General features: G+C 49.3%; 10 protein-coding genes. 8 read left to right on the top strand and 2 right to left on the bottom strand.

Annotation, left to right across the window (positions count from 1 at the left end):
* Positions 1-226: 226 nt before the first annotated feature.
* From PRUB_RS07185 to folX, 6 genes are all read left to right on the top strand, one after another.
* Positions 227-3,553, top strand: coding sequence for an ATP-binding protein (locus tag PRUB_RS07185; protein WP_155946213.1), 3,327 nt, complete (start codon positions 227-229; stop codon positions 3,551-3,553).
* Between the two features lie 119 nt (positions 3,554-3,672).
* Positions 3,673-4,290 carry a YceH family protein gene (locus PRUB_RS07180; protein WP_010387054.1) on the top strand — a complete coding sequence of 206 codons (618 nt, stop codon included), beginning with the start codon at positions 3,673-3,675 and terminating at the stop codon, positions 4,288-4,290.
* 114 nt (positions 4,291-4,404) lie between these two features.
* On the top strand, positions 4,405-5,241 hold the full coding sequence (gene nadE / locus PRUB_RS07175; RefSeq protein WP_010387053.1) for an ammonia-dependent NAD(+) synthetase: 837 nt from the start codon (positions 4,405-4,407) through the stop codon (positions 5,239-5,241).
* A 127-nt stretch (positions 5,242-5,368) separates the two neighbouring features.
* The gene (gene folM, locus PRUB_RS07170; RefSeq protein WP_010387052.1) at positions 5,369-6,076 is read left to right on the top strand and encodes a dihydromonapterin reductase; all 708 of its coding nucleotides are present in this window, start codon (positions 5,369-5,371) and stop codon (positions 6,074-6,076) included.
* Between the two features lie 35 nt (positions 6,077-6,111).
* The gene (gene folE / locus PRUB_RS07165) at positions 6,112-6,666 is read left to right on the top strand and encodes a GTP cyclohydrolase I FolE (protein ID WP_010387051.1); all 555 of its coding nucleotides are present in this window, start codon (positions 6,112-6,114) and stop codon (positions 6,664-6,666) included.
* 9 nt (positions 6,667-6,675) lie between these two features.
* Entirely contained in the window at positions 6,676-7,041 is a 366-nt protein-coding gene (folX, locus tag PRUB_RS07160) for a dihydroneopterin triphosphate 2'-epimerase (protein ID WP_010387050.1), read from the top strand.
* Positions 7,042-7,059: 18 nt separating this feature from the next.
* On the opposite strand, the gene PRUB_RS07155 is transcribed toward folX, so the two are convergent.
* Positions 7,060-7,485 carry a YqaA family protein gene (locus PRUB_RS07155; RefSeq protein WP_010387049.1) on the bottom strand — a complete coding sequence of 142 codons (426 nt, stop codon included), beginning with the start codon at positions 7,483-7,485 and terminating at the stop codon, positions 7,060-7,062.
* Positions 7,486-7,613: 128 nt separating this feature from the next.
* Between PRUB_RS07155 and PRUB_RS07150 the strand changes: the two genes are divergently transcribed.
* Together PRUB_RS07150 and PRUB_RS07145 are read left to right on the top strand one after the other, a co-directional pair.
* Complete coding sequence (locus tag PRUB_RS07150; protein WP_010387048.1) at positions 7,614-8,120, top strand: TlpA family protein disulfide reductase; 507 nt, start codon at positions 7,614-7,616, stop codon at positions 8,118-8,120.
* The gene (locus PRUB_RS07145; RefSeq protein WP_010387047.1) at positions 8,117-8,581 is read left to right on the top strand and encodes a DUF2721 domain-containing protein; all 465 of its coding nucleotides are present in this window, start codon (positions 8,117-8,119) and stop codon (positions 8,579-8,581) included. Before PRUB_RS07150 ends, PRUB_RS07145 begins: the two co-directional genes overlap by 4 nt.
* Before the next feature lie 447 nt (positions 8,582-9,028).
* Here the strand turns inward: PRUB_RS07145 and PRUB_RS07140 are convergent, their stop codons facing one another.
* On the bottom strand, positions 9,029-13,132 hold the full coding sequence (locus PRUB_RS07140; protein ID WP_010387044.1) for a S8 family serine peptidase: 4,104 nt from the start codon (positions 13,130-13,132) through the stop codon (positions 9,029-9,031).
* Between the last annotated feature and the right edge of the window lie 64 nt (positions 13,133-13,196).

Below are 13,196 nucleotides of genomic sequence, written 5' to 3'. Positions count from 1 at the left end.
CTTGATTGATTAATGACCTTAGCCAGCTTAGCGTTAATTAAGATTGATTGCATTACATGTCAGTGACATCTAATCCAGCGCTACCTTACCAACAAAGAACTCCGCCAGATGCGCACCACTGATTAGCATGCCGAAGGTTTTTCCATCATAAATTCGTCTGAGTCTTGGCGAGTTTTCACACAGACAACTATAGTTAAATGATTCAAGGATACTTTTTCACGTTCACATGCAGACCATACACGTGCTGTCGTCAAGGAAAGCTTTTTTAACCCGTTTTATGGTGGGTGGATTACTATTGGTGATCCTGGCAGCTGGCTGGTACATAGACGGAGTGAACGAACGTCGCCTGATCGAAGTCGAAAAAAACCGCACATTTGAAGAACTCAATGTCTACCGCACCCAGTTAGAAGGCACACTGGCTGCGAATATTCAGCTGGTACGGGGGTTGGCCATTGCACTGGCGCCGCAGACAAGCCTCGACCAAAAGCAGTTTGAACGCTTTGCAGCGCCGCTCTTTGAGACCAGTAAAGTGCTCCGTAATGTCGGTGCCGCACCGGATATGGTGCTACAAATGATCTACCCGCTTGAAGAGAATAAAAAAGCGATAGGGCTCAACTACCTCACTCACCCACAACAAAAAAAAGACGCCATCAAGGCCAGAGATTCCCGTACCATTGTACTGACCGGCCCGCTTGAGCTGGTACAGGGTGGGATGGCGCTGATCGCCCGCATCCCGGTCTATGTTGATAATGACACATTTTGGGGGCTATTGTCGGTAGTGATTGATATGCCCAAACTGTACGAACAAGTGTCGCTGAATAACCTCGAGAGTGATTACCTGATTGCCATTCAGGGCCGAAATGGCCTGGGGGACAGTGGTGAATATTTCTATGGGTCACCCACGATACAAGAGCATAACCCCCTCGCTTTCACGATCCATGTCCCATCGGGCAGCTGGGTGCTATACGCCGCTCCGCGTTACGGCTGGAAGGCCTCTTCCGCCGCGTTGTGGCCATTTCGCCTGGCACTGTTGACCATAGTGTTGTTCTTTTTGTTCGCATTTTCGTTTTACACACGCTTACTCTCCGAGCTAAAAAGCAAAACCAGTGCACTGACCAACATGGGCTCTCTGGCCCAGGTCGGTGCCTGGTCCGTTGATCTGGCAAGTCATCAAATCACCTTGTCAGAAGTCACACGTCAGATTTTTGCCATCTCACCCTATTATCAGCCAACCTGGATGAGCAGCACCGAGTTCTTTAAAGAGGGCCCACATCGCAAAAAGTTTCAGGATTACATGAACCAGGCAATCAAACATGGCAGGCCTTTTGAGGATGAATTCATTGTTCAGCCACAAAAAGGGCTGGAATGCTGGGTACTCATTAAAGCGCAAGCAAAACAAGAAAATGGCTGGACATTACAAGTGTTTGGTTCGGTACAAAACATCAATGACCGTAAACTGATGGCGATAGAACATGAAAAAGTGGCCAGAAATAATGAATTGCTGGCACAACTCAGTACACATGAAGCCATTCTCAACAATCACACAGAACGTGCACAGGAGCTGTGCACCGATGCAGTCTGTCAGGCAGCCCGCGCATCACGTGCCAGTATCTGGCTACTTAGCGAAGATCACGCCCAACTTTACCCCACGTGCTTCAGCAATACCCGACGAGACAGCCTGCAACATTTCCCGCCCTGGCGCAAGGCGACACTGCCCGGCTTGTTTTCGGCAGTACTCAGCAAGCAGCTCATAGAAGCAAGCACAGCCACTAAACACCCGATAACCCGGCCTCTGGCTGATCAATACCTTGAGCCATTCGAAGTCGAAGCGATGCTGATTATACCAATTCTTCATCGCGGTGCGGTCTGTGGTATTTTGTGCACTGAATACGGCGACCCTTACCCCGACTGGACTGACAGTGATCGGCGCTTTATTCAGGCCATCGCCGCGATGTTAGCCAGCCTGTTCAGTGGCCAGCAACAGCAGCAGGCTAAGCGCAAAGCGATCATTGAAAAAGAGCTGGCAGAGCAATCCGCTAAAATCAAAGCCGACTTTCTGGCCAGTATGAGTCATGAAATTCGCACGCCTATGAATGGCATCATTGGCATGCTCGAGATCCTGGGCAATTCGCAGCTTACCGACACACAGCAACGTAACCTGGCGCTGGCGCAAAGCTCAGCGGAATCTCTGCTCACCATTATTAACGACATACTGGATTTCTCTAAAATTGAAGCTGGCAAGCTCAATATTGAACAAATTGAATGTGACCTGATCCAGATAATCAGCGACTGTTTTGCTGCCTTTGCACCTCGCGCAAACGACCAGCAGACCGAGTTGTTCATTGATAGCCGAAACATGCAATATCAATATGCCAAAACAGATCCCCACCGGCTCAAGCAGATCCTCAATAATCTGATCAGCAATGCAGTCAAGTTCACTGAAGGGGGTAAAGTCACTCTGACCTGTTATACGGAGCGGACCAGTGAGCAGTCTCGCCTGTGGTGCAGTGTTGAAGACACAGGGATCGGGATCAGCAAACAACAGCTCAGTAAAATTTTTGACTCCTTCACCCAGGCCGACCCTTCTACCACCCGTAAGTTTGGGGGGACCGGGCTTGGCCTGACCATTGCCAGACAATTGTGCGAGTTAATGGGCGGGGCACTCAATGCCTACAGTAAGCCGAATATAGGTAGCACGTTCACCTTTTACGTTGCGCTCGAAGATCCCCAGCCGATTCGGACGCTCGATACCAACAATGACAGCCTGTATGTGATAGATGCACACTCTCCGTCCGATCTGGCTGCACGGCATATGCTGGATGCCTGGCATATCCCCACAGAGCATTTTGAAAGCGTTGCGCAGATGCTTCAAACATACGATGCACATACGTCACACAAACCCGCTTTGATCATTGCCACAGAGGTACTGAGTACGACACCCGAACCGGATCTCAAAAGTCTGCTGAAACACATTAAAGCAAAGCAGCTCAGCTACGCCCTGTTGTGCCATACCATGCAGGAAACCCAGGCCTGGCCGCAGTTCTCAGCGAACAACTTACTACTTTGCCCACTCACTCCTGCCAATGCATTGTCCCTGGTTAAACGCAAAGAACCACTGGCAGCAAATACCACAGAAGAGGTTTGTCTGGATGTGGATATTCTGCTGGTAGAAGACAATAAGATAAATCAAACTGTGGCAACCACACTGCTTGAGAAATTAGGCGCACATGTCACCTGCGCACACAATGGCCTCGCCGCCATTAAACACCTTAAAGTACGCGAAGAAGCCTATGCGATTATTTTAATGGATTGCCAGATGCCTGAAATGGATGGCTACACAGCGACCAAAGAGATCCGTGCCGGCGTTGCAGGAGAACAACACCAGCAAACGCCCATCATTGCCCTCACAGCCAATGCAATGGAAGGGGATGAAGAAAAATGTCTGGCTGCCGGTATGGATGCCTACCTGAGCAAACCAATCAACTTTGCCGCGCTGAGCAAAATGCTGCAACGTTGGGTAGATGAAACCAAGGCATGTCGAGTCACACATTGAATTTCCCGCTATTCACCTGAGGCCACTATGCAAGGTCGCGCAAATCGCATAGAGTAAAGTCATGAAAATCAACCTGATCTGCTGCAAAAGTATCACAGCACTTCATATAGGGAATAGAGATGAACTTATCCAAGATTGAACAACGGATCATCGGCTGTCTGCTGGAAAAGCAAACCACCACCCCCGATCAGTACCCTTTATCACTCAACGCGCTGACCAATGCCTGCAACCAAAAATCTAATCGCGAGCCGGTCATGGCTTTGTCCGAATCCGACGTGCTGGACACCCTGACACAACTCGAACAAAAACGTATTGTCGTGTGTGATGAGGGCTTATCAGGTCGAGTAAGTAAGTACAAACATCGCTTTTGTAACAGTGAGTTTGGCAGTCTGAAGCTCACAGAGCAACAACGCGCCATTGTCTGTCTGCTGCTATTACGCGGACCACAGACACCAGGCGAACTGCGTACCCGCAGCGGCCGGCTAGCCGAATTTGGCACCGTCGCTGAAGTCGAGAGCGCACTGAATGAACTCATACAACAAGAACTCGCCACCCGCCTGGCCAGAGAACCTGGCAAACGAGAAGCACGTTATCAGCACTTATTCGACGATACAGCAGATCAGGAACAGGCCGAGACCAGCACTGCTGAACCCGCTGTAAATCTGGACGAACTGCTAGAGGAAATCGATCAGCTTAAACAGGAACTTCAGGCCATCAAGCAACATCTTGGCCTGTAACCGGGCGATCACAGTAAGAAACAGATCTAATTGGTAACAATTTCAAGTAAACTTAGGGCAATCAATCATATTTAGGCCAGCCAGGTAATTAAACGTTGGCCAGAGGGAAATCCCATGCGTGAAGCTATCATTGCTGAAATGAAAGTTCAGCCAACCATTGATGTTGCGGCGGAAGTCGCCCGACGTGTTCAGTTTATTAAACAAACGCTGATCTCAGCCCATTGTCACAGCCTGGTACTGGGGATCAGTGGTGGCGTTGATTCTTCTACCTGCGGCCGTTTGTGCCAGCTGGCCATTGACGAACTGAATGCTGAAAAAGGCCGCCAGGGCTATCAATTTATTGCCATGCGCTTGCCGTATGGCACCCAGGCTGACGAAGATGAAGCCCAACAGGCTCTCTCCTTCATTCAACCCACTAAGCGCTTAACGGTTAATATAAAAGCCGCAGCCGACGCCATGCACGATCAGGCGCTTCAGGCAATGCAAGGCTCTGAAACTGAGCTGCCGAGCGCAGCCCTGGTCGACTTTGTGAAAGGCAATGTGAAAGCCAGACAACGCATGGTTGCCCAGTATGAAATCGCCGGTCTGACCCGCGGCCTGGTGGTCGGTACTGACCACAGCGCTGAGAATATCACTGGTTTCTATACCAAATTTGGTGATGGTGCCTGTGACCTTGCGCCGCTGTTTGGCCTGTCTAAGCGCCAGGTAAGAGCATTGGCCGATCACCTGGGAGCACCACAGTCATTGGTACACAAAACCCCCACCGCAGATTTGGAGTGCGACCGTCCGGGTCTTGCTGACGAAGAAGCCTTAGGTCTGAGCTATGACGATATTGATGACTTCCTGGAAGGTAAACCCATTAGCCTGGATGTCGAGCAACTACTGGTTGATATTTATCAAAAAACTCAGCACAAGCGTAAGCCTATCCCCACCATTTACGACGATGAGTAATACCCGGACATAGATAGTCTTAGTGATCTGGCCTGCGTTTAATCACGTACAAGGCCAGACGCACACTGCGGGTACAGTCGCGGGATCACCCGCCACCCGTTAACTCTGCAAAGAAGGATACATGCCAATGACAGCGCCCATTTTAATCACCGGAGCCGCACAGCGTATTGGTCTGGCGATGGTTCAGCACTTTATCGCTGAAGACATTCCGGTGATCATGACCTATCGCACACAACGTCCGATCATAGATACCCTGACTGAACAAGGCGTGATCTGTATCCAGGTGGACTTCGATCAGGCAGACGCAATCGCATCACTGATTACCCAAGTTCAGCAGCATACCGATACATTGCGGGCGGTGATACACAATGCCTCAAGCTGGGATTGTGAAGCGCAGAATCCAGATCACAGTGCTTTATTTGATGCCATGATGCATATCCATGCCAAAGTGCCGTATCTGCTCAACCTGGGCCTCGCACCTTTGCTGCAAAACTACTCAGGTACGGCCGACATCATTCACATCACCGATTATGTGGTTGAAAAAGGCAGCCCGAAACACATCGCCTATGCTGCGAGCAAAGCTGCTTTGGATAACCTCAGTCGCTCTTTCGCCGCCAAGTATGCACCACACATCAAAGTGAACTCCGTCGCCCCCTCACTGATCATTTTTAATGACGATGACAGCGAAGAGTACAAAGAGAAGACCCTGAAGAAATCCATTATGGGCATTGAACCTGGCTGCCGCGAAGTGATCGACGCCGTAGAGTTGCTGCGTAAAAGTAATTACATCACCGGCCGGACTTTGGCCGTGGACGGAGGCCGCCACCTGAAATAGCAGGCCTGAGCGAATTAACTACAGTGAGTTTTATTATGCATGACGAATTAAAAAGCAGTTTCCAACAGATCATCACCGCCGTAGGCGAAGACAAAGACCGTGAAGGGCTGCTTGATACCCCTAAACGTGCTGCCAAGGCCATGGAATACCTCACTCAGGGCTACCGTCAGGAGCTCAGTGATGTGACCAACAACGCCGTATTCAGCTCTGATGCCGATGACATGGTTCTGGTCCAGGATATCGAGCTTTATTCTATGTGTGAACATCACCTGCTGCCCTTCGTTGGCCGCGCGCACATCGCTTACATTCCTAATGGCAAGGTGTTAGGCTTATCTAAGTTTGCACGTATCGTAGACATGTACGCTCGTCGCTTTCAGATCCAGGAGCAGCTCACGCATCAAATCGCCAAAGCCGTGGAAGAAGTGACCGGTGCCCGTGGTGTTGGTGTGGTTATTGAAGCGAAACACATGTGTATGATGATGCGTGGTGTTGAAAAGCAAAACTCGCAGATGCGTACCTCAGTGATGCTGGGTAACTTCCGTGAAGATGCCAAAACACGTAATGAATTCTTACAACTACTAAAACGCTAAGGACCGCTTATGCACACGGCGATCATCAATATTACCAACCTAAGGTTGCGCACCTTCATCGGATTCAACCAGGAAGAAAGAGAGAAAAAGCAAGATGTTGTGATCAACATCGAGATCCATTATCCGGCCGATGCGGAGTGCTTGTTTCACGATGAAGTTGGCCATGCACTGAACTACAAAACCATTACCAAAGCGGTGATCGCCAAAGTCGAAGAAGGCCACTTCCTGTTATTAGAAAAACTGGTTGCAGACATCCTGACAGAGTGCCACCAACACCCTGATGTCAGCTATGCGAAAGTGAAGGTCGATAAGCCACATGCGCTGCGCTTTGCGGATTCCGTGTCACTGACGCTCGAATGGCGTAAACCAATGTGATCATACACTGGCAGCCACTTACATAAAGCCGGCTGCCAGCCCTATCACAACCGCGTAACGCAACCCCTTACCTACCGCGACCAGTAATAAAAAGAGACTGAACCGGGTTCTAAATACGCCGGCAACCAGCGTCAGGGGATCACCCACCACGGGCAACCAGGCAAACACCAGACTGTATACCCCATACTTTTCGAATTGACGCTGTGCCTTACCCATAGCCTGCTTAGAAACAGGAAACCAGCGCTTGTCTTCCACCCGACTGATAATAGTACCCAGGTAATAATTAATCACACTGCCGAGCACATTGCCGACGGTTGCGCTGAGCCATAGCAAAAACAGCTCCCCTTGCTGCTTTACCACCAACCCGGACAGCAACAACTCTGAAGAAGCAGGCAACAAGGTGGCAGAGATCAGGGCCGAAAAAAACAAAGAGAGATACAACATAACTATAATACTCGGAGCCGGGATACCGTGACATCCTGTCTCAGCGTAGCGATCCAGACACCACTGAAGCTTGCGCTCACCTTAAAAATACGCATTAATGAAGGTATTGTACCGCAAGGACCATAATAATGATAAAACGTCTCGCTATTGCCGCTTTCATAACCGCACTGGGCAGTCAACTGAGTGCCTGTAATGCCACCCCATTGCCAGAGGCTCATCCAAAGGGCTATGAAACCTATATCAACCCCGGCGACACTTTCAGGCACACACAGCTCATCAACATAGATGGAGAGCCGGTTCAGCTGGCTCAGGGCAACAAGCTGATCATCCTGTTTGCCAGCTGGTGCTCTGACTCTCAGCGCACGCTGAACGAGTTAAAAGCGTCTCAACTGCTGGCCGATCTGCAAGTACAAATTATCGCCATAGGCCGCGAAGAAGATGCCGACACCTTAAAAGCCTTCCGCACCTCCTTTGGTATCGACTTTAACCTGATAGCCGACCCCGACAGAGCCATTTATAGTCAGTATGCCAATAAGGGGATCCCACGTTTGATTATGCTGGATAAACAGAACCGGGTTGTGAAAACACTGATTGGCGAACAGGCAGGTATTATTGAACAGGTACGTTGGCAATGAGTACGGATGTCGTAAGCATACTGACCATGGCTAAGGTGATACAAACGGCAGTCGCGCCTGTGTTTCTCATCACAGGTATTGCTGCCACATTGGGTGTGTTGTCGAATCGGCTGGCACGGATCACTGACAGAGCCAGGTTACTGGATCGCAAATTAAACAACAGCCAGGATGAAGAGCTGAAAGACCATCTCACCCGCGAAATGCGGGCATTGCTCAAACGCTCGCGCTACATTCACATTGCATTTAACATGAGCGTACTTTCTGCGCTGCTAGTATGTGCCGTCGTCATGGTGTTATTTATTTCCCACCTATATTCTTTGTCGCTGGGCGTCACCCTGTCGAGCTGCTTTATTGCCGCTATGCTGTTACTGATCTGCGCATTTTTAGCCTTACTCGCTGAAGTCTTTCTCGCCACCCGGAGTATGCGCCGGGGTATGATCTTTAAAGATATCGGTGAATAGCACGCAAAAGACCCCTTAAATCATCCCGGCTATACACCTTAGACCCCTTCGTCGGGCTGTAAAAGCAGCCCGACATCACCACCTTATACCAATTTCACTTAATACCTGGTCTATTTGAAGGAGCAAATAGGACGCTAACAGCATTAAAATTTCTCATTTAGAACCTTATACCTTAGACATAGGTTCACAAATTTTTGCCTCGCCTACATGGATGTAGGTGCCTCAGCAGTAGCAGGACGCGGGAGCGGTGTTATCGACCCTATTTTCTCGCCTCAAAATTGATCACTTAATTAAGCAAATTGGAATTACGTTTTGTCCGTGCTCTGCGCATCAGCTGCAAGGCATGATCCCCACGCGCCCCAATCAACCAACACCATAAAACGCCCATAAAAAAACCGCCCCGGGTTACCCCGGGGCGGCTTCTTCAACTAATGATGTATTAGTTGCTTACTTGCGCTTGCGGCGACGTAGTGCTGCAAACGGTGCTGCTAGTAACGTCAACCAAGCCAGTGAACCTGAGTCGTCGTCATCATTGTCATCACCACCTGTCAGGTCGTTCACACGAACTTCAACCATCACAGGGTCAGACGATTTACCCATCTCATCCACAGCCACAACGTTGAACTTGATTACACGCTCGTACTCAAAGTCAATGTCGCCAGCTACAGTGATGATACCGTCTTCGTCAATAGACACCAGGTTAGTACCTGTCACTGCGAACTGAGTCACATCACCATCAACATCAGAGAATGCTAGTCGGCCAATCTCAGTGCCGATTGCCGCATTTTCATTTACGGTGAAACGTTGGTTCATTTCAACCATTGGCGTACCTTCATACTCGTCTTCAAGTACATAGAACACCACTTCTACTGGCTCAGACATGTTACCCGCTTCATCGTGCGCAGTAACCTTAACAGTGATCATGTCGCTTGCATCGTAGTCGATAGGACCAACAACCGTGATGTAACCTTCTTCATCGATTGCAAAAGAATCGCTGCCTTCAATGCTGAAAGACACAAGGTCATCGTCCTGGTCCATTACCATCAGCATGCCAACTTCAGTACCTTCTTCAGCATTTTCCATCACTTCAAAGCTCTGGTCTGCTGCAATAACTGGCGTCTGCTCTTCGACAGTATCTGCTTCGTTGGTGATCATCACTGTGATGTAACCTTGCTCAGATACGTTACCTTGTACGTCAATCGCTACAACAACCAGCTCAACCTGATGTACGCCAGCATCGTAATCTAACAGGTCACCGTTGGTTACAACAATGTCACCTTCTTTAGTTACTGTGATACCTTCGTTTGACTGGAAGCGAACATAGAACTCAGAAACATCGACTGTGCCTTCTTGCTCTTCAAGCTCTACCTGACCTAATACCGTACCTGTTTCTGTATGCTCAGGCGTCTCATGCATCGCGCTGATAATCATAGGAGGTGTTGCCGCATCAGGACCAGCCAGTACTTCTTCAGTTACGGCTGCCAGAATTTCAGTTCCGCTTGCGTCTGCAATTGCAAATGGAGCTTCTGTATTCACATAAGCTTTCTCACCTGGTGCCAGCTCTCTCACAGCGTTGCCATCTGCATCCACGAGCGTTGCAGCTGAAGTACCGAAGATTGTATTACCAGTCAATGAATCAGTTACCGTGCTGATGCCAAGCTGGTAGTTATCCCAACCAACCTGCGCTTCGATGCTGATTTCGTTGCCTAATTCATCGGCAGTCAGACCAATAATGTCGGTACAACCAGAGAATGTCACTGTGCTAGAACCTGTTTCATGGAACATACCCGTCAGGAATCTCCATGCTGGTGCACCATCAACAATTGGGCCTGATACGGTACGACCACGGCCAGGTACTGCAGCGCTGCGGCCTACATCATTGTAAATCGCCAGTGCATAGTCAAAAGTGCCGTCATTATTGGTATCAAAGTTCATGTGATAACCAGCCTGACGCAGATGCGTTACATCATCACGTAATTTCATTGATGCTGTAAAGAATAGGCCTGTATCTGCACACCCTTCTGATGCAAACACATTGAACGTTGTACCCAGGATATTAAAGGCTTTTTCTTCTTCACTCGCTTCTTCACCAACTGCAACCAGTTGATCTGACAGCGGGTTAACTGTTCTGAAACCGTTGTTCATGGCAACAAGCATCGGCTCGCCGTTAACCATTTCATGGTGTAGATCAAGGCCAACATGCGCTTTAGGCAACATGTGGTAAACCATGTGCAGGTCGTGGTCACCTTCTGTTTCAACGTCATTGAATACCAGTGCTCCGTCCATTTCTGACAGGGTCAAAGCAGCAGTACGAGGACCAAGTTCATCAGCTGATAGCGGGTTAGTCATACCCCACTCAGGTAGCTTAGCAGGATCAACTGTCACAGATACGTCAAACGCAATCGTCTGGCCCGCTGGTACTGTAACTTCTTCTGGGTACTCCCAGCTTAGTGCACCAGCATCTTCATCATTTTCATAACGCGCTTCGATGCGAAGTTCATAAGTCTTAGGTGCATCAGAGAAGTTCTTCAGCTCAACCGTTTTAGTGTAGGTTGTCTCTTCTTCAAGTTGGTCATAGCCAAACGACAATGCACCTTGATTTGTTTCATATTCAGAAACCCAGTTCCATGCAGCAACCGGCGATGCCATCGCTTTTTCAACATCAATCAGACCCGCACCGATACGGCTGATTGGCGCCAGTGGTGACTCAGGATCAACATTCAGTGAATCAACATGGATATCCAGGTTGGCTGTGTTCATCAGCATGGCTTTGATTTCAAAAGCATCCAGCTCAGGACGACCTTCTTTCATCAGTGCCACGGCACCCGCCACAATTGGGCTCGCCATAGATGTACCAGACATTCTGTGCAGCTGGTCACCAGTAGACGGCGCTGCCGCTAAAATGCTTGAACCAGGTGCCGCAATTTCAGGCTTCAACAAACCGTCCATTGAAGGACCACGTGAAGAGAAGTCAGATACGCCGCCGGTCGTTGCTTTCAGCACACCGCTTACGCTATAAGTTGCCGCGCCATCACGTAGTTGGTTCTTAAGGGCATCACCTGCCTCAAAGTTGATACCTACTGATGGAATGGTCACTGAAGCATCGCTACCACCCATAGGAGCAGGAGAGCCATCATTGTTATTGTTCGCAATCAGTACCAGTACCGCACCTTTTTCCTGTGCGTTAAGTACTTTCTCTGTGAAGGCACAAGCACCACGGTCAATAAGCACGGCTTTACCAGCAAAGTCCATGTCAGCAAAAGGATTTACAGGTTCTGCGTCTGGCTCATCCTCACCAGGGTAAATTGTACAACCGTTTTGGTTTTCGCTTGGATAAACCAGTTCAGCGTCGTCTTGTGTAAAATTAAACGCTTCTTGCGGACCAAAGCTGGCAGGCTGGATCACAGTTTCTGCACCAGCCATGGTGCCTTCACCAAACAAGCTTTCATGTGTAGGGTGAGTCAAAGACGCCACAGATATTGCGTTAGGAGTTGTACTTGGACCACCAACACGGAACGGAATGTCGTCGTCGTTACCGGCCGCGATGATCATGTTAGTACCCAGCTCTACCGCACGCTGGATCAGGTATTGCGTACCGTCGCCTGTGTAGGTATTACCAAACTCGCCACCCAGTGACATGTTCATCAGGTCAACACGGTCACTGATGTCGCCGTCACCATTTGGATCCATTGCCGCTTCAAGTGCACTGATCTGTGCAGCCCAGGTACAACCGCCGCCACATACAGAATACACATACAATTCAACGTCAGGTGCAATACCCGTTACGTCGTGTGAAACGTGTGTACCGTGATCAGTCAGCTCATCTTCGTCACTCGCGTCTGCACGGTATCTTGGATCATCTTCAATCGGGTCAGCGTCATCACGTACAAAGTCGTAACCGCCTTTTACCTGACCTTGTGGCCAAGCAACTGTAGTCGGATCAGCTGCTTCGGCTTCATACGCCTCTACAGTACCAGCCGCTTCGTTAAATACTTTGTGCGTGTAATCGATACCAGTATCTAATACAGCAACCTTAACCCCTTCACCAGTTACGCCCAGATTTTGTTTTACTGAGTCAGCACCGATGTAGCCCGAGCTTTCTTCAACAAACAGTCGAGAATCTCTCAGTGGTAGAATGCGCTCAACCGCTGCATTGTTACGTAGTTTGTCTAGTGTGCTGTCTGATGCTTCAACAATCAGAGTAGAAGCCAATACTTTCGTTGAACCAAGTACCTTTGCACCTGAATCAAGCTGTTGAATTTGCTGTCTTAGGTTAGACTGAGCAGCCTGTACGCTGGCAAATGTGTGCTTTGCTGCCGCTTCGCTGTATACACCTTTTGCGACCAGGTCTACCGCTGTGTTTTGTTTCATCACAACCAGGTAGGCGTTGGTGCGCGCTTCAGCGGTGTTGCCTTGCTCGAAAGCAACCTGGCTGGCTTTAAGTGATGTGCTTGGTTGAACTTGTGCGGTCGCAGCCGTTGCAGATGCTGCCATCAATGCACCTGAGACAGCAGATGCTACCGCGGTGGCTTTAAATGAATACTTGGCCATAGTTTCCCCTAGGACTTGTTGTGTAAAAGATGTTTCTTTTAGTTTTAGAGAGTAGATTCGCCCA

It is taken from the genome of Pseudoalteromonas rubra (genome assembly GCF_000238295.3).
In the GTDB taxonomy this organism is placed as follows: domain Bacteria; phylum Pseudomonadota; class Gammaproteobacteria; order Enterobacterales; family Alteromonadaceae; genus Pseudoalteromonas; species Pseudoalteromonas rubra.
This window is presented reverse-complemented; position numbering and strand designations above follow the sequence as displayed.

Excerpts from the sequence above, each read along its gene's own strand:
- PRUB_RS07180 (WP_010387054.1), top strand. The coding sequence starts at position 3,673 with ATGAACTTATCCAAGATTGAACAACGGATCATCGGCTGTCTGCTGGAA.
- PRUB_RS07150 (WP_010387048.1), top strand. The coding sequence starts at position 7,614 with ATGATAAAACGTCTCGCTATTGCCGCTTTCATAACCGCACTGGGCAGT.
- nadE (WP_010387053.1), top strand. The coding sequence starts at position 4,405 with ATGCGTGAAGCTATCATTGCTGAAATGAAAGTTCAGCCAACCATTGAT.
- PRUB_RS07185 (WP_155946213.1), top strand. The coding sequence starts at position 227 with ATGCAGACCATACACGTGCTGTCGTCAAGGAAAGCTTTTTTAACCCGT.
- PRUB_RS07140 (WP_010387044.1), bottom strand. The coding sequence starts at position 13,132 with ATGGCCAAGTATTCATTTAAAGCCACCGCGGTAGCATCTGCTGTCTCA.
- folE (WP_010387051.1), top strand. The coding sequence starts at position 6,112 with ATGCATGACGAATTAAAAAGCAGTTTCCAACAGATCATCACCGCCGTA.
- PRUB_RS07155 (WP_010387049.1), bottom strand. The coding sequence starts at position 7,485 with ATGTTGTATCTCTCTTTGTTTTTTTCGGCCCTGATCTCTGCCACCTTG.
- folX (WP_010387050.1), top strand. The coding sequence starts at position 6,676 with ATGCACACGGCGATCATCAATATTACCAACCTAAGGTTGCGCACCTTC.
- PRUB_RS07145 (WP_010387047.1), top strand. The coding sequence starts at position 8,117 with ATGAGTACGGATGTCGTAAGCATACTGACCATGGCTAAGGTGATACAA.
- folM (WP_010387052.1), top strand. The coding sequence starts at position 5,369 with ATGACAGCGCCCATTTTAATCACCGGAGCCGCACAGCGTATTGGTCTG.